At 66.9% G+C, this 20,269-nt stretch carries 18 protein-coding genes and 2 tRNA genes; 14 read left to right on the top strand and 6 right to left on the bottom strand.

Annotation, left to right across the window (positions count from 1 at the left end; all coding sequences use genetic code 11):
- The first annotated feature begins 51 nt into the window (after positions 1 to 51).
- A complete protein-coding gene (locus G370_RS0108835; RefSeq protein ID WP_019660266.1) occupies positions 52 to 1,413 on the top strand; it encodes an MATE family efflux transporter in 1,362 nt (453 codons plus the stop codon).
- An 81-nt stretch (positions 1,414 to 1,494) separates the two neighbouring features.
- On the opposite strand, the gene G370_RS0108830 is transcribed toward G370_RS0108835, so the two are convergent.
- Positions 1,495 to 2,196 carry a class I SAM-dependent methyltransferase gene (locus tag G370_RS0108830; protein ID WP_019660265.1) on the bottom strand — a complete coding sequence of 234 codons (702 nt, stop codon included), beginning with the start codon at positions 2,194 to 2,196 and terminating at the stop codon, positions 1,495 to 1,497.
- Between the two features lie 293 nt (positions 2,197 to 2,489).
- On the opposite strand from G370_RS0108830, the gene G370_RS0108825 reads away from it, so the two are divergent.
- From G370_RS0108825 to G370_RS0108780, 10 genes are all read left to right on the top strand, one after another.
- Entirely contained in the window at positions 2,490 to 3,104 is a 615-nt protein-coding gene (locus tag G370_RS0108825) for a CDP-alcohol phosphatidyltransferase family protein (RefSeq protein WP_019660264.1), read from the top strand.
- 22 nt (positions 3,105 to 3,126) lie between these two features.
- Positions 3,127 to 4,191 (top strand): class III poly(R)-hydroxyalkanoic acid synthase subunit PhaE, encoded by a 1,065-nt coding sequence (gene phaE, locus G370_RS0108820; protein ID WP_019660263.1) that lies wholly within the window; start codon positions 3,127 to 3,129, stop codon positions 4,189 to 4,191.
- Positions 4,188 to 5,255 carry a class III poly(R)-hydroxyalkanoic acid synthase subunit PhaC gene (gene phaC, locus G370_RS0108815; RefSeq protein WP_019660262.1) on the top strand — a complete coding sequence of 356 codons (1,068 nt, stop codon included), beginning with the start codon at positions 4,188 to 4,190 and terminating at the stop codon, positions 5,253 to 5,255. Before phaE ends, phaC begins: the two co-directional genes overlap by 4 nt.
- 33 nt (positions 5,256 to 5,288) lie before the next feature.
- Positions 5,289 to 5,657 (top strand): YfeK family protein, encoded by a 369-nt coding sequence (locus tag G370_RS0108810; protein ID WP_026347052.1) that lies wholly within the window; start codon positions 5,289 to 5,291, stop codon positions 5,655 to 5,657.
- A gap of 64 nt (positions 5,658 to 5,721) precedes the next feature.
- Positions 5,722 to 5,925 carry a PspC domain-containing protein gene (locus G370_RS0108805; protein WP_019660260.1) on the top strand — a complete coding sequence of 68 codons (204 nt, stop codon included), beginning with the start codon at positions 5,722 to 5,724 and terminating at the stop codon, positions 5,923 to 5,925.
- The gene (locus G370_RS0108800; RefSeq protein WP_019660259.1) at positions 5,922 to 6,374 is read left to right on the top strand and encodes a hypothetical protein; all 453 of its coding nucleotides are present in this window, start codon (positions 5,922 to 5,924) and stop codon (positions 6,372 to 6,374) included. The genes G370_RS0108805 and G370_RS0108800 overlap by 4 nt, the downstream gene beginning before the upstream one ends.
- Before the next feature lie 761 nt (positions 6,375 to 7,135).
- Positions 7,136 to 7,351 (top strand): hypothetical protein, encoded by a 216-nt coding sequence (locus G370_RS0108795; RefSeq protein WP_005410085.1) that lies wholly within the window; start codon positions 7,136 to 7,138, stop codon positions 7,349 to 7,351.
- A gap of 207 nt (positions 7,352 to 7,558) precedes the next feature.
- Complete coding sequence (locus tag G370_RS0108790) at positions 7,559 to 9,946, top strand: Tex family protein (RefSeq protein ID WP_019660258.1); 2,388 nt, start codon at positions 7,559 to 7,561, stop codon at positions 9,944 to 9,946.
- A 208-nt stretch (positions 9,947 to 10,154) separates the two neighbouring features.
- Positions 10,155 to 12,344 (top strand): PAS domain S-box protein, encoded by a 2,190-nt coding sequence (locus tag G370_RS0108785; protein WP_019660257.1) that lies wholly within the window; start codon positions 10,155 to 10,157, stop codon positions 12,342 to 12,344.
- 62 nt (positions 12,345 to 12,406) lie between these two features.
- Positions 12,407 to 12,637, top strand: a complete 231-nt coding sequence (locus G370_RS0108780) for a hypothetical protein (protein WP_019660256.1) — start codon at positions 12,407 to 12,409, stop codon at positions 12,635 to 12,637.
- Positions 12,638 to 12,676: 39 nt separating this feature from the next.
- Here G370_RS0108780 and G370_RS0108775 read toward each other — a convergent pair whose 3' ends face one another.
- Positions 12,677 to 13,765 (bottom strand): DUF5694 domain-containing protein, encoded by a 1,089-nt coding sequence (locus tag G370_RS0108775; RefSeq protein WP_019660255.1) that lies wholly within the window; start codon positions 13,763 to 13,765, stop codon positions 12,677 to 12,679.
- A gap of 578 nt (positions 13,766 to 14,343) precedes the next feature.
- Between G370_RS0108775 and G370_RS0108770 the strand changes: the two genes are divergently transcribed.
- A complete protein-coding gene (locus G370_RS0108770) occupies positions 14,344 to 16,170 on the top strand; it encodes a methyl-accepting chemotaxis protein (RefSeq protein WP_019660254.1) in 1,827 nt (608 codons plus the stop codon).
- Here the strand turns inward: G370_RS0108770 and G370_RS0108765 are convergent.
- Positions 16,167 to 17,603, bottom strand: a complete 1,437-nt coding sequence (locus tag G370_RS0108765; protein ID WP_019660253.1) for a GGDEF domain-containing protein — start codon at positions 17,601 to 17,603, stop codon at positions 16,167 to 16,169. The two genes, G370_RS0108770 and G370_RS0108765, sit on opposite strands and share 4 nt — an antisense overlap.
- Before the next feature lie 386 nt (positions 17,604 to 17,989).
- Positions 17,990 to 18,075: transfer RNA gene (locus G370_RS0108760), tRNA-Leu, on the bottom strand.
- A gap of 132 nt (positions 18,076 to 18,207) precedes the next feature.
- Between G370_RS0108760 and G370_RS0108755 the strand changes: the two genes are divergently transcribed.
- Entirely contained in the window at positions 18,208 to 18,588 is a 381-nt protein-coding gene (locus G370_RS0108755) for a response regulator (protein ID WP_019660252.1), read from the top strand.
- 10 nt (positions 18,589 to 18,598) lie between these two features.
- Here G370_RS0108755 and G370_RS0108750 read toward each other — a convergent pair whose 3' ends face one another.
- The gene (locus G370_RS0108750) at positions 18,599 to 19,555 is read right to left on the bottom strand and encodes an SOS response-associated peptidase family protein (RefSeq protein WP_019660251.1); all 957 of its coding nucleotides are present in this window, start codon (positions 19,553 to 19,555) and stop codon (positions 18,599 to 18,601) included.
- 77 nt (positions 19,556 to 19,632) lie between these two features.
- On the opposite strand from G370_RS0108750, the gene G370_RS0108745 reads away from it, so the two are divergent.
- Entirely contained in the window at positions 19,633 to 20,049 is a 417-nt protein-coding gene (locus G370_RS0108745) for a GNAT family N-acetyltransferase (protein ID WP_019660250.1), read from the top strand.
- A gap of 140 nt (positions 20,050 to 20,189) precedes the next feature.
- Here the strand turns inward: G370_RS0108745 and G370_RS0108740 are convergent.
- A tRNA-Glu gene (locus G370_RS0108740) sits at positions 20,190 to 20,265 on the bottom strand.
- Between the last annotated feature and the right edge of the window lie 4 nt (positions 20,266 to 20,269).

Below are 20,269 nucleotides of genomic sequence, written 5' to 3'. Positions count from 1 at the left end.
TGCTTTGCTGGCGGAAACGCCGGGCAGGGCAGCCCTTGCCCAGAGAGTCCCATGCCCCCCCCTGTACATCCCACGCCCCTGGTCGCGCCGCCTCTGTCGCGCACCTACCTGGCCCTGCTGCTGCCCATGCTGATGACCAATGCACTGCAGCTTGCCGCAGGCACGCTGGACAACATCTACCTCGGCCATCTGCTGGGGACGCAGGCGGTGGCTGCCGCCGCAGCGTTCTTCCCGGTCTTCTTCCTGCTGTTGGCCCTGGTAATGGGCCTGGCGACCGGTGCGATGGTGCTGATCGGCCAGGCCTGGGGCGCGGGCCGGCCGCAGCAGGCGCGCGCTGTGGCTGGCAGCGCGGTGGCGCTGATCCTGCTCATGTCGGTGCTGGTGATGGTCGTGGGCGGCGGTTTCGCTCCAGAGCTGCTGGTGGCACTCGGTACGCCGGCCCCGATCCTCGGCGAATCCATCGTCTATGCCCGTATCCTGCTGCTGGCGGTACCGGTGTTCTTCCTGCTGTGGCTGGCCACTGCGGTGAGCCGCGCGGTGGGCGATGCGAAGACGCCGCTGCATGCGCTGCTGCTGGCCACGGTGGTCGGCCTGCTGTGCACGCCGCTGCTGATCCTGGGCTGGGCCGGCCTGCCGCAGCTGGGCGCAGCCAGTGCGGCAGTCTCGGCGGCGCTCGCCTCGCTGCTGGCCCTGGCCTGGCTGATGTGGCGGTGGCAGCGGATGGGGCACCCGTTGGCACCGGGGCATGAGTTGCTGCGAGCGATCCGTTTCGATGGAGCACTCATCCGTCCGATGCTACGCATCGGCGTACCGTCCTCGCTGCAGATGCTCAGTCTGGCCGTGGCCGAGATCGTGCTGCTGGGCTGGATCAATCGCCACGGCTATACCGCCACGGCCGCCTACGGCGCGGTCAATCAGTTGATGAGCTGGGTGCAGCTGCCTGCGATGTCGCTGGGCATCACCGCCACCATCCTCGCCGCGCATGCGCTGGGGGCGGGACGTACGGCACGGCTGCCCGCCATCGCCCGCACCGGCGTGCTGCTTGGACTGGCGATACTGAGCGGGGTGGTGATGCTGGTTGTGGCGCTGGCGCCCTGGTTGACTGGCCTGATCCTGGCGGCGACCGACGTGCGCGAACTGGCCACGCAGCAATTGCGCACCGTGGTGTGGGGCGTGCTGGCGATGGGAGGCAGTGCGGTGCTGGTCGGAGTGATGCGAGGCGGTGGCACGGTGTTGTTGCCGGCGTTGCTGGGCATGGTGGCCGTATTGCTGCTGGAGCTGCCACTGGCGATGTGGCTGCAGTCCCGGCACGGACTGGCCGGGCTGTGGTGGGCGTGGCCGCTGGGGTTGCTGGCCATGCTGGTGATGCAGGTGCTCTGTTTTGCTCGCTGGAGGCGGGTGCAGGCTGGGTAGTGCCGGCCGCTTGCCGGCAATCCGGAATGGCCGGGGCAGTCGGCCAGGGGCCGGCTCTACCACTCGGTCAGGCGGGCAGCTTCAGCGCCGCTGTGCCAACAGCAGGTGGAAGTGCTTTTCGCGGGTCTGGCCGTCATTGCCGGCCGCGGATTCCCGGTGGCTGCGCCAGGCCGAGACACGGAAGCCCGATACCCGCAGTGCGAGCTCCACCACATCCAGCTCATGCAGTTGGAAGTCGGCAGCGAATGGCAGGCTGCGCATGAAGCTGGCGTCGCCAAAGGCCAGGCACAGGCGGCCGCCCCGGCGCAGTACCCGCGCCAGCTCATCCAGCACCGGGGCCAGGTTCGGCCAGAAGTACAGGGTGTTGACCGCCAGCGCGGCATCCATCGCGGCATCGGCGACCGGCAGCGCATGGGCGTCGCCGTGCCGCATCGCCGCACGCTCGGCCAACCCGGCGCTGGCCAGCCGCTGGTTGCCGGCCTCGACCATGGCGGTGGACAGCTCGATGCCCAGATAGTGGCTGCCGGTGGCCTGCAGCATCAGCGGCGCGAAGCCCGCATTGCCCGGGCCGACCTCCAGGATGCGTTCGCCGGCCGCCACCGCCAGCAGCCCGATCGCGGCCAGGTTCAGGGCGCTGTTGCTGCGGTTCATCGAGTCGGCCACCGCCAGTGCGGCGTCACCATGGGGCTGCCGCAGCTGCGCGGCCAGGGTGGAAGCATCCAGCATCGTCGTCGTCCATCGAAGAGATTCGGACGTGGCGGCGGCGGGTCCGCCGATGACCATAGCGCTGACCTTGCGGCTTGGGAAGTAGGGAAACCCCGCTGCAGGGTGATGAGGAAATGTCCAGCGTCGCAGTCGGTGAGATCTGGTTGTCCACAGGGGGTGTGGATTACGCGTGGGCAACTTTGTGGATAAGCCGCGACAGGCGCCACCCCCCTAGGCTGTCAAGATGGGTGGCGAAAAATTCACCGCCGGTGAGGGCGTGTGAGGGAACGGTGAAGGCCGCGGCCTGCCGGCGCTGTCGCCGGCAGCGGCGCTCGCGGTAACCTGTGGGCCTCGATGCTCCGTGAGACCCCATGAAACGTCACTTCTCGATGCTGCGCGAATTTCAGCTGGCCGACTGGTTCACCTTGGCCAATGCTTTCTGCGGCACCGGTGCGGTGTTTGCCGCAATGCGCTTCCTGCAGGACGGCGAGCGCGGCTACCTGCTGTTCGGCATGGCGCTGATACCGCTGGCCTTCATCTTCGACGCCCTCGATGGCCGCATCGCGCGCTGGCGCAAGTCCAGCTCCACACTGGGGCGCGAGCTGGATTCGCTGTCCGACGTGATCTCGTTCGGCGTCGCGCCGGCGGCGCTGGCCTATGCATGTGGCATGCAGGGCGGCTGGGACTGGCTGGTGCTGAGCTATTTCGTCTGCTGTGGCGTCAGCCGCCTGGCTCGCTACAACGTCACCGCCGAGGCAATGACCGGCGACGAGGGCAAGGTCACGTATTTTGAAGGCACCCCTATCCCGACCAGCCTGGTGCTGGTGATCGTGCTGGCGATCGCCGCCGGTACCGATGCCATCGGCCAGAACATCTGGTTCGGCCAGTGGCAGATCGGTCCGTGGCAGCTGCACCCGATGGTGCTGCTGTTCGCCCTGTCCGGGTCGCTGATGATCAGCAAGACCCTGCGCATTCCCAAGCCATGAGCCAGCCCTGCGGAGGCCTGCGATGACCAGCTCGGCCCACGACGCCGGCAGCAGTGATTTCGAGACCCTGGCCCGGCAGTACTTCGGCGCCTGGGGCGATGCCCTGCGCCACGCGGGCACGCCCGGCGCACCGGCGGGCGACGACCCGGGCAGCTGGCAGCGCCTGTTCGACTGGTGGGGCCAGCTGTTGCCCGAACAGGCGCCCGGCGCGCCGGAAGATGCCGTGCGCCGGTTCCGCGAACAGGCCGGGAGCTGGTACGGCACCATGCAAGAGGTCGCCGCTCGGTTTGCCGGCCGCGACGCCAGCAGTGCCGATGTGGCCCAGGCCTGGCGTGAGGCGGTGCAGGGGCAGGGCGATGGCATGCTGCAATGGATGCTGCAAGGGGCCCGTGGCAGCACCCACGCCGGCGCCGCCGTGCCCGAATTCGCCGCATGGCTGCAGCAGTTCCAGCTGCAGGCGGGCCCATGGCTGCAGAGCCCGGCATTCGGCCCCGGCCGCGAGCACCAGGCGCGCTGGCAGGCCCTGCTGCGTGCGCAGGAAGAATACCAGCAGCATTCGCGCGCCTATGTCGACCTGATCAAGCGGGCACTGGACGAGGCCTTTGCGTTGTTCGAGCAGCGCCTGGCCGAGCACGAACAGCCGGGCAGCCAGCTGACCAGCGCCCGCGCGATGTTCGACCTGTGGATCGAAGTGGCCGAGGAGGCCTACGCCAAGGTCGCCATGTCCGAACCGTTCCAGCAGGTGTACGCCTCGCTGGGCAACGCGCAGATGCGTCTGCGTGCCGGCCTGCAGCGCGAGGTGGAACAGATGAGTGAACGTATCGGCCTGCCGACCCGCAGCGAGATGGATGCCGCACACCGCCGCATCGCCGAGCTGGAGCGCAGCCTGCGCCGCCTGCAGGCGCAGGTGGCAGTGCAGGCCGGAACCGCTGCGGTCGATCCGGTTGCGCAGCCGGCGCCGGCAAAAGTGAAGCCTGCCGCGCGCAAGGCCGCGAAGAAGACCGCACCGGCAACGAAGGCGCCTGCAAAAAAGGCGGCTGCGAAAAAGCCCCAATCTCGCACCTCCTCACGGGCGAGTGACCGATGAAGGGACCGTTGGGCTTCAACGCCGATGACCTGATGCAGGAGACCCTGGCCATGCAGCGCAAGCTGATGGAGGGGCTGAAGCTGCTGCCGCAGGTGGAAGACGTGGACTATGGCGTGACCGCGCGCGAGGAAGTCTGGCGCGACGGCAAGGTGGTGCTGTACCGCTTCGTCGGCGAACAGGCGCCGACCCGGCGCACGCCACTGCTGATCGTGTACGCGCTGGTCAACCGGCCGTACATGGTCGACCTGCAGGCCGACCGCTCCCTGGTGCAGAAGCTGTTGGCGCTGGGTCAGGACGTCTACGTGCTGGACTGGGGCTACCCGGATCGCTCGGAGCGCTTCCAGACCCTGGAGGACTACCTGCTGCGCTACATCGACGGCGCGGTGGATGCGCTGCGTGCGCGCAGTGGTAGCCCGGTCGACCTGCTCGGCATCTGCCAGGGTGGCGTGTTCGCGCTGTGCTACGCGGCGCTGCGCCGGCAGAAGCTGGGCAAGCTGATCACCATGGTCACCCCGGTCGATTTCCAGACCGCCGACAACATGCTCTCGCACTGGGCGCGGCAGGTGGACGTGGACCTGCTGGTCGACACGCTGGGCAACATCCCGGCCGACCTGATGAATGCCAGCTACCTGATGCTCAAGCCATTCCGCCTGAACGTGCAGAAGTACGTCGGCCTGCTCGACATCCTCGATGACAAGGCGGCGCTGGAGGACTTCCTGCGCATGGAAAAGTGGATCTTCGATTCGCCGGACCTGGCGGGCGAGGCGTTCCGCGATTTCATCAAGCAGTTCTACCAGGCCAATGGCCTGATGAAGGGCACGGTACGGATCGGCGACGAAGCGGTGGATCTGTCGCAGGTGACGCTGCCGGTGTTGAACATCTACGCCGAGCAGGACCATCTGGTGCCACCGGACGCCTCGCGCGCGATGCGCGGGCGCCTGGGTACGGATGACTACACCGAGTCCAGTTTCCGCGGTGGCCATATTGGTATCTACGTGTCCGGCCGCGCGCAGCGCGAAGTGCCGGCCACGATCGATGGCTGGCTGAAGGCGCGCGACCCGTAGAGTCGGGCCCTGCTCGACTGACTTGGAGGGATGATGACGTACCGGATTTTGCTGATTCTTGCGGTACTGCTGGCAGCGCCACTTGCCCAGGCCGCACCCAGTGCGGATGCACGGCGGGAGATCGCCCAGTTGATCGCCAGCCTGGACGGCTCGCAGTGCCGGTTCCAGCGCAATGGCAGCTGGTACGACGGCAGCGATGCGCGCGCCCATCTGCAGCGCAAGTACGACTACCTGCTGAAGAAGGACATGGTGGACAGCGCCGAGCAGTTCATCGAGCGCGCCGCCAGCCAGAGCAGCATGAGCGGCAAGCCTTACCGCATCCAGTGCCCGGGTCAGCCTGAACAGACCGCAGCCACCTGGTTCGGCGCACGCCTGCAGGCCCTGCGCCACCGCACGCCGTAGACATCGGGGCGGTGTAGAGTCCAGCCATGCTCGACTGCCTTGTCCGTTTCCCGGAGCCGCTGCCATGAACACCACGCCCAAGACGCTGTCGCGCTCATTGAACGATCGCATGATCGCCGGCGTGATGGGCGGCATCGCCCACCGCTTCGGCTGGAACGCCACGCTGGTGCGGATCGTGTTCGTGCTGATATCGATTGGCTCGGCCGCCTTCCCCGGCATTCTGATCTACCTGATCCTGTGGCTGCTGATGCCGAACGAGGCCGATTGAACACGGCCGCTCGACCCTGGCCGCTGTGGCTGCGTGCGCTGCAGATGCTGGGCGCAGCATGGACGTTGCCCAATTCGCTGCTCGGCCTGATTGGCGGCCTGGCCGGTATGCTCGGCGGCGCGTCATTGCGTTGGAGCGCGCGCGACTGTGCGCTGGTGTTCGACCGCTGGCCGTGGGGGCCGGGCGGGGCGATCACGCTGGGGAACGTGATCCTGCATACCGGCCATGACCTGGGCATTTCCTGCCGCACCTATGCGCATCAGGCGGGGTGGGGCGTGGAACCGCTGATCCGGCTGGATGATCACGAACGTGCGCACGTGTACCAGTACATGGTGCTGGGCCCGCTGTACCTGCCGGTATACCTGCTGTGCGGCGGGGTGAGTGCGCGCAACCCGTTTGAACGGGCGGCCGATCATTTCGCCCGGTTCGGGCGTGGCTGGTGGCCGTAGTTTCCAGCCAACGGCGCAGCCCCTCGTGGCTTGGTCGCGGAATACGTTTCATGCGATTGGGCCGGGCGGGATGGGTTCGCGGGACACGCCGTAAACCCATCCATGGGGGCTCGATGGCGCCATCCATGGCGCCAACGGTCCCGCGAACCCATCCCGCCCGGCCGCTGACAGTTCCCGGCCGCGTCCAGCCACGGAAAAGAAAAAGAACAGCAAAAGCGGGTCGCGCGCTGCGCTCGTGTAGAGCCGAGCCCACGCTCGGCTGCTTTCAGGCCAGCTCGCGAAGCCGAGCGCAGGCTCGGCTCTACAACAAAAAAGCGGCCAGCCCGGCTGCTTCTGCTTTTGATCTTCTTTTTATTCTCCGTGGGTGGCGGCAGGCACCAGGAATCTGTCAGCGGCCGGGAGGGTGGGTAGGGCGGGGTGTCCGCGGCATGGATGCCGCGGCCAAGCCCCCATGGATGGGTTCACGGTGTCCCCGGCCTACCCACCCTCCCGGCCAGCCCACAGGAAACCGGCTTTCCGCGACCAACCAAACCACCCACGAGGGGCTGCGCCGTTGGCGGGAATCCCGTACTGATTCGTTAGCCGAAAGTTAAAGATCCGTAAGCATTCTGATGCGATTCCGCCGTCATCTGCATGCAACCGATCGTCATTAGCCTTCGTGACGTTCCAGTCAGGTTCGACGCGGTAAGCTCTCCCTTGATGAGCTCGCAGCATCGCTCATCGAGTGCAGTACGCAGTAGCAATTTGGAGGAATACATCACATGGCAATCGTTCTTTATGTCGGTGGTAGCAAGGATGGCGAGAAGGGCGTGGTGCCCTATGGCTTCAGCAAATCCCGCGCCGACACCGCGCTGGGGCCGGAGTTCTACACGGAGCGGTTCATGGAACTGCAGGGTGTCGGCAAGGTCCGCCTGATGGCCCTGGAAGGCATGCGTGACGAGATCGTCATGCAGCGCGCCGCCCGCCACTACCGCTGACCTTCGTAACACGCGGCAGGGCGCGCCCACCATCGCGCGCCCGCGCCGGCATCCCAGCCCAGGGCCAGTCCGGGCCCGCGCTTTGCCAGGATGCCGGCGTCCAATCCGGCTACGCCGCTGAACCTTGCGCCCTGTCAATGCCTTGTCCGGCTCCGTCGCGGGTTGCCAGAATGGGGTCTTCCCGTAATGCGGCACAGACCTGAAGCAATGCACGACGCCAAGAACGCCCAGAGCGCGCTCGCCCAGCAGATCGCCCAGACCATCGCCGACGAGATCGGTGCCCAGTCCGCCCAGGTGCGCGCCGCCGTCGGCCTGCTCGACGAGGGCGCCAGCGTTCCGTTCATCGCGCGCTACCGCAAGGAAGTGACCGGCGGCCTGGACGACACCCAGCTGCGCAACCTGGAAGTGCGCCTGACCTACCTGCGCGAGCTGGAGGACCGTCGCGCAGCGGTGCTGGCCAGCATCGGCGAACAGGGCAAGCTCAGCGACGAACTGCGCAACGACATCCTGGCCGCCGATACCAAGAGCCGTCTGGAAGACCTGTACCTGCCGTACAAGCCCAAGCGCCGTACCCGCGCCCAGATCGCCCGCGAGGCGGGGCTGGAGCCGCTGGCCGATGGCCTGCTGGCCGACCCGACGCAGGACCCGCAGAGCTTTGCGGCCAGCTTCGTCAATGCCGACAAAGGCGTGGCCGACACCAAGGCTGCGCTGGAAGGTGCGCGCGCGATCCTGATGGAGCGCTGGGGTGAAGACGCCGCGCTGGTCGGCGAACTGCGCACCTGGCTGGGCGAAACCGGCGTGATCCGCGCGCGCGTGGCCGAGGGCAAGGAAACCGAAGGCGCCAAGTACCGCGATTACTTCGATCACGCCGAGTCGTTGGCGAAGATTCCCTCGCACCGGCTGCTGGCGCTGTTTCGCGCGCGCCGCGAGGAGATCCTGTTCCTGGAGCTGGACCCCGGCAGTGATGCCGAGGCCGGCCACCAGTACGCCGAAGGGCGCGTGGCGCGCAGGGCCGGCATCGCCGACCAGGGCCGCGCCGCCGACCGCTGGCTGCTGGACGCCTGCCGGCTCACCTGGCGCGCCAAGCTGCACACGCACCTGCTGCTGGACCTGTTCAACCAGGCCCGCGAGAAGGCCGAAGCCGAGGCCATCGCGGTGTTCGGCGACAACCTGAAGGACCTGTTGCTGGCGGCACCCGCCGGCCCGAAGACCGTGCTCGGACTGGACCCGGGCATCCGCACCGGCTGCAAGATCGCCGTGGTCGATGCCACCGGCAAGCTGGTGGCCACCGACACCATCTACCCGCACGAGCCGCGTCGCCAGTGGGAGCAGTCGCTGCAGACGATCAAGCAGCTGTGCGCCAAGCACAACGTGGAACTGATCGCGATCGGCAACGGCACCGCCAGCCGTGAAACCGACAAGCTGGCCGGCGAAGCGATCAAGGCCGCTGGCAACCCGAAGCTGCAGAAGGTGGTGGTCAGCGAGGCCGGCGCGTCGGTGTACTCGGCGTCCGAGTTCGCGGCCAGGGAGTTCCCGGAGCTGGACGTGTCGCTACGTGGGGCGGTGTCGATCGCCCGCCGCCTGCAGGACCCGCTGGCCGAACTGGTGAAGATCGAACCCAAGGCCATCGGTGTCGGCCAGTACCAGCACGATGTGGACCAGTACCGTCTGGCGCGCGCGCTGGATGCCCGCGTGGAGGACTGCGTGAACGCGGTGGGCGTGTACGTGAACACCGCTTCGGCTGCACTGTTGTCGCGGGTGTCCGGCCTGTCGGCCACGGTGGCCGAGAACATCGTGCGCCACCGTGATGCGAACGGCCCGTTCAAGCGCCGCAAGGACCTGCTGAAGGTGGCGCGCCTGGGCGAGAAGACCTTTGAACAGTGCGCGGGCTTCCTGCGCATTGCCGACGGTGATGAGCCGCTGGATGCTTCGGCGGTACACCCCGAGGCCTACCCGGTGGTCGAGCGCATTGTGGCCAGCACTGCACGCCCGATCAAGGCGCTGATCGGTGATGGCAGCTTCCTGCGTGGCCTGAAGGCCGAGCAGTTCACCGATGCCACCTTCGGCGTGCCGACCGTGCGTGACATCCTCAAGGAACTGGAGAAGCCGGGCCGAGACCCACGCCCCGAGTTCAAGGCGGCACGCTTCGCCGAGGGCGTCGAGGACATCAAGGATCTGCGCGAGGGCATGGTGCTCGAGGGTGTGGTAAGCAACGTGGCGGCCTTTGGTGCCTTCGTCGATATCGGTGTGCACCAGGATGGCCTGATCCACATTTCGGCCCTGTCCGATACGTTCGTGAAGGACCCGCGCGACGTGGTCAAGGCCGGCGATATCGTCAAGGTGAAGGTGCTGGAGGTGGACGTGGCGCGCAAGCGCATCGCCCTGACCCGGCGCCTGGACGATACCCCCGGCCAAGCCACCAGCCGCCCGGGCCAGCGTGATGAGCGCGGCCATGGGCAGGGTCCGCGCCGCGATGCAGGCGGCCAGAACCGCGGGCCGAACCGGGGCCAGGGCAATGGCGGCCGTCCCGCCGCGTCCGCGCCCCCGGCCAACAACGCCCTGGCCGAGGCCTTCGCCCGCGCCAAGCGCAGTTGAGGACCGTGTTCCCCGTCACGCTTGATTCGTGGCGGGGGACTTGTCGATTTTCCCCGTGATTGCGCACACTTGCGCTTGAGGGGAGGCGTCCGGCCACCCCGCTGTTGCTGGGGAGGGCCATGACGCCAGCAGGACCCGTCGTCTTCGTTGAGGTCTGCAGCGTCGCGCTGCGGCCGCTGCCTCCCTGTGCGGGCCGGGGTACGGGTTGATGGCCGGCCAGGGAACCAACGGCAACGGGTTGCTGGAGCGGCGCCTGCAGGCGCTGGCCGAAGAGCGTCGTCGCCTGGCGATGATCATTGACGGCACCGCCGCCGGCACCTGGGAGTGGAACGTGCAGACCGGCGAGATGCGGGTCAATGCGCGCTGGGCGGAGATCGTCGGTTATCGCCTGGAAGAGCTGGAGCCGGTGTGCCAGAAGACGTTCCTGAAGCTGGTCCATCCCGATGACATCGTCCTGTCCGACGCGGCACTTGAGGATCATTTTGAAGGCCGCAGCGACAACTATGTCTGCCTGCTCCGCATGCGCCACAGGAACGGCCAGTGGATATGGATCCACGACCGTGGCCGCGTGTTCGAATGGGATGGGCAGGGACGACCGCTGTGGATGGCCGGTGCGCATGCCGACGTGACCGAGCTGCAGCAGGCGCGGCAGGACGCCGCCGAAAGCCGGCAGCGGCTGCAGGCCGTGGTCGATGCGTCCGACGAGGTGGCGGTGATCGCGACCGATACCGAAGGCACCATTACCCTGTTCAATACCGGTGCGCAACGCCTGCTGGGATACAGCGCGGAGGAAGTGGTCGGACAGCGGCGACTGGGTGATTTCCACGATCCGGACGAGTTGGCGGCATGGCTGCGCCCGCTGGCGGCTGCGGACGGACGCCTGCCGGGCGCGTTTGAAGCCCTCAGCGCCCGTGCCGATGCGCAGACCTATTCAAGGCAATGGACATTGCGGCGCAAGGACGGCCAGCCACGCCAGGTGCGCCTGTCGATCAGCCGCATGGATGGTGCCGGCGGCGCGCGCATCGGCTACGTCGGCATGTCCATCGACATCACCGAGATCCTGCAGGCACGTGCCGAAGCACGCCTGGCGGCGGAGAAATTCGCTGGTGCGTTCACGTCGGCGGCGCTGGGCATGGCGCTGGTGTCGCTGGAGGGGCGCTGGCTGGACGTCAATGACGCCCTGTGCCGGATCCTGGGCTACCCCCGCGAGGAACTGCTGCAGGTTGATTTCCAACGCCTGACCCACCCCGATGACCTGCAGGCCGACCTGGCCCTGGTGCAGGATCTGCTGGCCGGGCGGCGCAGTCACTATCACCTGGAAAAGCGCTATCTCGATCGCGACGGCAAGGTGATCTGGGCGCGGCTGTCGGTCTCGCTGGTGCGCAACGAGCATGGCGAGCCGCTGCATTTCGTGTCGCAGATCCAGGACATCAGCGCCCAGCGCAGCAGCGAACAGCGCCTGTTCGAGAGCGAGCAGCGCAGCCGCATCACCCTCGATGCCGTGGCCGATCTGGTGCTCAGCGTCAGTCTGGACGGTCGTATCGATTACGCCAACGCCGCTGCTGTCCGCACTCTCGCCGGTGATGGCGCGCTGTCGCTGGCAGGGCACAACGTGCAGGACGTACTGGCGCTGACCACCGAATACGCGCCCGGCTCGGTGCTTGATGTATCCGTGCTGCTGGACCCGGAAAGCAATGCGGTGGACCTGCATGCCGACCTTCTGCTGCGCCTGGGCACGGCCACGATCCCGGTCGATCTGACCCGCGCCTGGCTGCGCGATGACGAGGGCCATGTGCGCGGCGCGGTGTGGGTGCTGCGCGACGACACCCAGCAGCGGGCGCGGCAGCGCGAAGCCCGCCACCTGGCCGAGATCGATCCGCTGACCGAGCTGAGCAACCGTCGTGGCTTCGAGGTGCATCTGCAGCAGGCGATCACCCGCGTGGAGCGTACCGGCCAGGCCGCCTCGCTGATGTATATCGACCTGGACCGCTTCAAGCCGGTCAACGACACCTGGGGCCATCTGGCCGGTGACGCCGTGCTGTGGGCGGTGGCCAGCGTGCTGCGCCACGGCGTGCGGGATTCGGATGTGGTGGCGCGGCTGGGTGGCGATGAGTTCGCGGTGATCCTGTCCGGTTGCACGCCGCGTCGTGCAGCGCGCATTGGCGGCGAGCTGCTGCACACCCTGGCGTCGCTGTCGATTCCGTGGGACCAGGACCGCCTGCATGTGGGCGCCAGCATCGGCATCGCGCCCTTGACGGGCGGGATGAGCGTCGACCAGGCCGTGGCGGCGGCCGATGCCCAGTGCTACCGGGCCAAGGCAATGGGCCGCAACAACGTGCAGGTACAGGGCGAGGCGAGTGAGCTGCCGGGCGGCGACATCGATCCGACCGAGGGCTGATCTCAACCTGTGAGAGGGCGTGCGCGAATACTCCGCGTACTTCCCCTCCTACAGGTGGTCCCATGAATGTCTGCAACCCGGTGACGCTGCGTGCCTACGCCCCGGCAATGGTCGGCTGGTGCCTGGCCCTGGCCGCCTGCCTGCGTGCGGAACAGCTGCGCGGCGACCTGCACGCGCAGGCCCTGTTGCCGGTGCTGCAGGGCGGCGCGGTCGCCTTGCTGGTGTTCACGCTGTCCTGCATCGGTGCCGCCAGCATCATGCTGTGGCGGGCGGGCAGGAACGCGGTGGAGTGATGCGGTGGATGGTTACCGCATCCCCCATGCGCAGTTGCGTCAGCGCAGTACTTCATCCGAACTGACCAGCTGCACGTCATGCATCAGGTTGAGGTAAGCCTCGTAATAGCCCTTGTGTGACGCGCCGACGATGGTCAGCATGCGGGTGCCTGGATGCTGGCCGAGCACGTCGCGCATGTTGGCGACCATGCGCAGGTTACGGGTTTCCCAGTAGCCCAGGTAGTTGCGGCCGAAGCCTTCCGGTGAGGGTTCGACAAGCGTCGCGCCGAAGTCGCTGTTGAACGCCACCATCGCGGTCTCGGGTGCGTTGTAGGCGCGATACATCGCGAGCAATCCTTCCGGTTGAACAAGATTGGCTCCGAGCCGTTCATCAGCCGCCCTGCGTGCTTTGACGAAGGCGTTGTCCCAGGCGCCGCGTATGGCGGCAGCGTAGGCCTTCTGCTGCGATTCCGGTGTGGGCGAATCCGCAGTGTGGTCGTCCACCGACCACAGGCGCTCCAGTCCGAGGCGTGCGGCAAGCACGCCGGCCACCAGGACGGCCTCGTTGCGGCGGGTCATGCGCGTGTCGAGGAATTGCACCAGCTCCGGAGTCAGGCTGTCGGCCGCACGGCGCTCTTCCCGGGGCAGCCGCAGCCATTGGACGACTGCCGAGCTGCTCTCGCCCGCAGCCAGGAAGACTGCGGCCAAGCGACGTCGCTGGGCAGCGCTTGGCGCCTTGGGCCAATCTGCAAGCAGGCGTTCGATTTCCACGTTGGCGCTGGGCACGTCCAGACCGGTGGCGGCCTGCGCCGGTGCCGGATCGACGCAGTAGTCCGCGACGCTCTCCGCGTATCGGGCCGGATTGCGGCGCATGAAGTCACACTGCAGGCCGGACAGGTTCTCCACTGCGATCGCGGTGGGCCGCCAGGCTTCCAGGCGCTGCAGCAGAGGTTCCAGCATCGCCGGCGTGAAGGTCTCCGGCAGGCTGGACAGGTGTGGGCTGCCCAGCACCAGCACTTCGTTCGGGCGTCCTGCGGGCGGTCCCTTCAGCTGGTCCGGGTGGAAGGCCGGTCGATAGGCGGTGCCGGTGGCCAGCGCATTGCTGCTGCATAGGGCCAGGAGAAGAAGGCTGGCAAAGCGAGGGGACATGCGATCTCCATGTAGATGAGCATCCTGCGGGACCTTCATGCTGGTCGTTTTCCCCTGCGGGCGAACCCCGCATCGGTCATGTAAACCTTTTTTCCTTGAGCTGCATCCTTCTGTCGGCGATGTGGTCGGCTGCCTCCCGGCGCCTGCGCTGTACAGCGTTCCGCCAACCGGTGGCGGAACGGATCCGGTCCAGCCGTTCATTGGCCCAATGCCTCGGTGTGAAGGCGGAGGCACGTGAGAAAGGTGTGAAGTACACGGCAATTGTCCACCGCATTCCGCCTGTAATGGACGGAGTTGCGACGGACGTCGCGGAATCCCGCTAAAGCGGCCGACGGCATCGCCGATACTCCCTCTGGATCCCGCTCCAGTCACCCGCCGCAGGACCCCAGACTGCCCCCGATGGGCGGTCCGCGCAGTGTGTTCCGCCGCTTCCAGATGCCGATCGCACCCGCAGCAGACGTTCTTGGCAGTCGCTCGAGAGGTGCCGGTTGGCACCTGTAGTCCCTGGCAACTGATGTTGCCGCCGGGCATCCCGCCCGTCGGGTCACAACCGCTTACCGGACACCGAGGATCAGACAATGCTCATTCCAGGCTTCACGGCGGGCGCGCAGGCGCCGGCCGAGCTGCATACCCGTTGGTCGCCGTGGCGTGCGCTGCTTGGCGTACTGGCGCCACAGCAACGCACCCGCACAGAGAAGGCGGTGACCGACCGCACCGAGCTGGAAGCGCAGGTGGCCGCGCTGCATCGCGTGCAGGCCGTCATCGAGTTCGCGCTCGACGGCACCATCCTGCAGGCCAATGACAATTTCCTGCAGGCGATGGGGTACCGGCTGGAGGAGATCCAGGGCGGGCATCATTCCCTGTTCGTCGACCCCGAGCAGGCGCGCAGCGCTGAATACCGCGACTTCTGGGCGCGCTTGGGGCGCGGCGAATACGACGCCGGGCAGTACCGCCGGTTCGGCAAGGGCCAGCGCGAGATCTGGATCCAGGCCTCGTACAACCCGGTGCTGGATCGGCAGGGGCGGCCCTACAAGGTGGTCAAGTTCGCGACCGACATCACCCAGCAGAAGCTGCAGGCGGCCGACTCGGCGGGGCAACTTGCGGCGATCGCCAAGTCTCAGGCGGTGATCGAGTTCAGCATGGATGGCCGCATCCTGTCGGCCAATGACAAATTCCTGGCGGTGACCGGCTACAGCCTGGACGAAGTGCGCGGGCAGCACCATTCGTTGTTTGTCGAGCCCGGGCATCGCAGCAGCGTGGAATATCGCCAGTTCTGGGAGAAACTTGGGCGCGGCGAATATGATGCGGGGCAGTATCGGCGCCTGGGCAAGGACGGGCGCGAGGTCTGGATCCAGGCTTCCTACAACCCCATCCTGGACCTCAACGGAAAGCCGTTCAAGGTCGTGAAGTATGCCGCCGACATCACCGCGCAGGTGCACGAGAACCAGGCCATGCAGCGCGCCGTGGCGCAGACCCGAGAGGTGGTGGCTGCCGCCAAGCTGGGTGACCTGACCCAGCGCGTAGCCACCGCCGACAAGAGCGGGCCGATTGCCGAGTTGTGCGAAGGCGTGAATTCGCTGGTGGAGGCGATGGCCGCGATCATCGGCCAGATCAAGTTCGCGGCCGACACCATCGCCGTGGGTGCGACTGAAATCGCGCAGGGCAACAGCGACCTGTCGCAGCGCACCGAGCAGCAGGCGGCCTCGCTGGAGGAGACTGCGGTGTCGATGAAGGGTCTTGCCGAGACGGTGCAGCGCACCGCAACCAATGCCCGCCAGGCCAGCCAGCTGGCCGGTGGGGCAGCCGATGTCGCCGCACGGGGCGGCAATGTGGTGCATGAGGTGGTCGAGACGATGGCGGTGATCAATGCCTCATCGCGGCGCATCGTCGACATCATCGGGGTGATCGACGGCATCGCCTTCCAGACCAACATTCTTGCGCTGAACGCAGCGGTGGAGGCCGCGCGCGCCGGTGAACATGGTCGTGGCTTCGCCGTGGTTGCCACCGAGATCCGTGAGCTGTCGCAGCGTTCGGCCAGCGCAGCCAAGGAGATCAAGCACCTGATCGATGCGTCGGTGGCCAATGTCGGCGCCGGTACCGCGCAGGTCGAGAGCGCGGGCCGCACCATGGATGAGATTGTGACAAACGTGCGCCGGGTCAGTGACCTGATGAGCGAAATCAGCACGGCCGCGCAGCAGCAGAGCGACGATATCCAGCAGATGAACCAGGCCGTCGATCTGATTGACCAGGGCACCCAGCAGAATGCCGCGTTGGTCGAGGAGGCATCGGCGGCGGCACGCAGCATGGAAGAACAGTCGGCGCAGCTGCTGCAGACCGTGGCCAGCTTCCGCGTGCAGGGCGCGGCAGGGCAGCGGCAGGGAGCGGCGTCGCTGCACGCCGTCTAGGCCCGGCGGTTGCATCTGTCTTCCGTAGTATCTGCGTCGCCATATACGCGGTTGCGCCCGGCGCGTTTGGCCCGATACAGGGCCTGGTCGGCGCGTTCGACCAGGTCGCGCGGATCGTGCTCTTCGCCCGGTGCCTGCCACGCCACGCCGACGCTGATGGTGACGGTGGCCTCGGGGGCGGGCAGGGCAGCCGCTTCGACCGAAGCGCGGACCCGCTCGCCCAGGGCCATGGCGTGGGCGGCATCGGGCGAGGGCAGGGCAGCGATGAACTCCTCGCCGCCATAGCGGGCCAGCAGATCGTCACCCCGTTGCAGGCAGCCATCAAGAATGGCGGCGACCGACTGCAGGCGCTGATCTCCTTCCGGGTGGCCATAGGTGTCATTGAGGCGTTTGAAGTGGTCGATATCGATCATGAGAACGGCCAGGCCCAGACCTTGGCGCCGCGCGCGGCGGTGGGCCGCGCCAAGCGATTCATCGAAGCTGCGTCGGTTGCCCAGGCCGGTCAGTGGATCACGGCGTGCCAGTTTTTCCAGCTCGTCGCGCTGGCGCTGGATCTCCACCTGGCTCAGCACGCTGCGCAGGGCATAGCCGAGCAGGGAGCCGATGAAGCCGACCGTGGCCAGGGTCGGCTGCACGCGCGCGACCAGAAGCGCCACCAGCATCAGCAGCAATGGCAGCATCAATGGTACGCCGGCATCGATGATGCGCCGCAGGCTGCGGGATACCTCCACTGTCGGGTAGCGACGATGGCTGCCCGCCAGGGTGGCCAGCAGCACGAACAGTCCACTGATCAGCAGGTCGCCCCAACTGCCGTCGGGCACCTGCGGCTGATAGGTATTGATGTAGAAGGCCAGCAGGAAGTAGCCCAGCGCGTAGATCGTCAGCGTCCGGAAAAAATCGCGGCGGTCCGGATCGTCCTCGGCCAGGAAACGGATCAGTGCGAAGCAGAACACCAGGCTGTTCTGCACGCCGCTCATGGTGTTCAGGCACTGCGTCCACAAGGCGGTGTTCAGCGGCGCGATGGTCCGCGCATGCAGGTAGTACAGTAGCCAAAGCAGGGCAATGATCCCGAGGTCCACCGCACGGACGTAGCGGTTCCCGCCACCCGGGCTTGCAGCGACGTAGGTCAAGGGGATCCGGTAGAACACGTACAGGATCAGTGTTGAGGCGGTCATCTGCGCAGGGGCGAGGCCGGCCACATTGCGGTGCAGCAGGGCCAGCAGCGCGAGAGAGAACAGGCCCACGGCCGCGCCCAGCGTCCGCCATTTGCAGACGGCCTGGTGGCTGTCACGTGCACGCCGCACGCAGGCCAGTGCAGCCAGCAGCGGTGCGGTGATCAGCATCAGGTATGAGCCGACCGGGTCCTGCGGGCCGATAAAGGCAATGACGAGCGCGTGCGTAACCAGAAAAAACAGCGCCGTACGCAACGTCATGCATTCCCCCACCCCCAGCTCCGGCTGGGATCACGATAGGCAGAAGCACGTGAGGCTTGCAAGAAAAGTGTGCGCTGTGTCTATTTAAATACTTGCCGGAAGTCGCAGTTGCGTTCCTCTGTGTTGGCGCGGAGCCTGTGCCGCGGGCGTTCATCCAGAAGGCACGGGTGTCCCCACGCGGTCGAGGGTGCAGCCGCGCTTGGCCACGCCCGGCAGAGTGAGAAGCAGCGCGACCAGGGCGTCGTGTCATCCGCGTGAGGTGGACGCAGCCGTGCGGTCGGGATCTCGGGGAGCGAGGGCAGGGCGGGCGTTGGCATCGATCCCAGTTCCGGCGCCCGGCACTGGAAATGCAGAAGGCCAGGTCAGGGACCTGGCCTTTGATGCAGTGGTGCCGGTGAAAGGACTCGAACCTTCATGGGGTTACCCCCGGCTGATTTTGAGTCAGCTGCGTATACCATTCCGCCACACCGGCAGGCAGCGTGCGAGTGTAACCGAGGTCGGCAGGGCTTTCATAGAGGCAAGGCCAATCGGGGCGCTTCCTGTCGGCATCGGCTCTGTGGTGGCTATACTGCGCCGGCTTGAATGCCTGCAGGAGCGGTGCCGGATGACAGTGTTGCAGGACCTGAGGGTGCTGGTGGTCGAGAACGACGAGATGAGCGCAGCCTTGCTGCAGATGCAGCTGGTGCATGCCGGCGCGACCGTGGTCGGGTTGACGGCGAGCGTGGCTGAAGCATTGCGCATGCTGGAAGACTCGGCCCCGGATGTGGCCCTGCTGGACTATCGCCTGGCCCGCAACGAGACCAGCGAGCCAGTGGCGGCAGCATTGTCGGCGCGCGGCGTACCATTCGTGCTCGCCACCGGAATGCTGGCTGAGCAGCTGCCCGAGTCGATGCTGGCCGGAGTACTGCTGGTCAAGCCGTATCTGTCGGCGGATCTGACCAGGGCGCTGGCCCGTGCGGTGGGTCGTTCCAGCGCAACGGCGTGAGAACGGCGCTTCAGCCGGCCTCCTCGTACACGTAGCGGATGTCCTCGCGGTCGTCGAGGACGCGGTACTGCCCGGCCAGGTTGTCCGGATCGGGATTGAGCCACGCATCCAGATGCTCCCTGCGGATCGGTATCACGCCGCGATCGTGACCTGCGGCGGCGACATCGCGTGGCGGGGTGTCGGTGATCGTGGCGAACGAGAGCAGGCGGCCTTCCGGTCCCTCCCATTCCGCCCAAAGGCAGGCCAGCAGCAGGTCACGTGGCGGATCGGGGCGGAACTCGAGCACCACGTCCTGTTCCTTCTCGTCGGCACCCAGCATCCGGCCGGCGATGGCATGGCGTGGGACGTGCTCATAGAACGCCTGCACCACCACGACGCCGTGGCGCAGGCCAAACGCACCGCGCCAATAGCCTTCCAGGCTGTCGCGCCTGGCGTTGTAGGTGCCGGGGTACAGGACATCGTTGCGCGCCGTCTTGTCCGGCAGCCGGCATTGGTAGCGCATCGGCTTGATCACGCGTTTGCCGCCATCGCTGACCATGACCGGTGCATAGGTGCCGGGAAAGATGCGGTTGTCGCGTGGCAGCAGCTGCACCCGGTGCAGGTCTTCCAGTCGGGCTTGCGCGCGGCCGATGCGGTTGCCGGCCACGCGCAGGTCGTTGCGGGCTTTCTGGGTGGGGCGGGTCGCCAGCGTGGCATTGGCGATATCGCGTCGCTCGCGCTGGCGGGCCAGTTCCGCTTCCAGTTGCTGCCGTTCCTGCGCATGCCACTGCTGGATTTTCGCGACGATATCGCGGCCCTGCTCGGTGCGCGCGCCGGCAAAGCCGTCGTCCATGGCCTTTGGGGTCTTCGGTCGCTTCTTGCCGGGATCGTGCGCGTACAGCTCGGCGAACTCTTCCAGCGACAGGATGGCACCGAATTCGCGCACCAGCTTGGCGTAGTCGGCGCGGATCAGGGCGGAGTAGCACATGGGAACTCTGCGGGCGTGGGTCGCAGCGGCTGCGACATGGATAAGGCAGGATAGCCCGACCTACAGGGAGATTGCGCATGAATGATTCCGTCGCCTGCCAGTTCCGCGACGCCGTGCCCACGGTTGAAGACTATTGCCAGCTGCGTGTACTGGCGGGCCTCAGTGCCAAGAGCCAGGAGGCGGCGGCACGCGCGCTGCCCAATACCCTGTATGGCGTGTGTGCCTACCAGGGCAACGAGCTGGTGGCGATGGGACGCATCGTCGGCGATGGCGGCTGCCACCTGCAGGTCTGCGATATCGCCGTGTTGCCGCGCCTGCAGGGGCAGGGCCTGGGCAAGGAGGTGATGCGTCGCCTGGATGGTTGGATGCAGGCCAACCTGCCGCCATCGGCATATGTCAGCCTTCTGGCAGATGGCGAAGCGCACCGTTTGTACGCGCGGTTTGGTTTCGCTCCCACCGCGCCTGCATCGATCGGGATGTACCGGCGGTTCTGAAGGCGGGTGGCGGTGAGGGCATCCACGCATGGCGTGGATCTACCCGGGCCCTGCAGTAGATCCACGCCATGCGTGGACAGGGCCTTCCCAGGAATCACAGGCAAAGAAAAACCCCGACCAGGGTCGGGGTTTTCAAGAATTGGCGTCCCCACGGGGATTCGAACCCCGGTCGCCACCGTGAAAGGGTGATGTCCTAGGCCTCTAGACGATGGGGACGCAC

The sequence above is a fragment of the Stenotrophomonas hibiscicola ATCC 19867 genome (assembly GCF_000382065.1).
GTDB classification, from domain to species: domain Bacteria; phylum Pseudomonadota; class Gammaproteobacteria; order Xanthomonadales; family Xanthomonadaceae; genus Stenotrophomonas; species Stenotrophomonas hibiscicola.
Note: the sequence above shows the minus strand (reverse complement) of the source record. Positions and strands in the feature narration are given on the sequence as shown.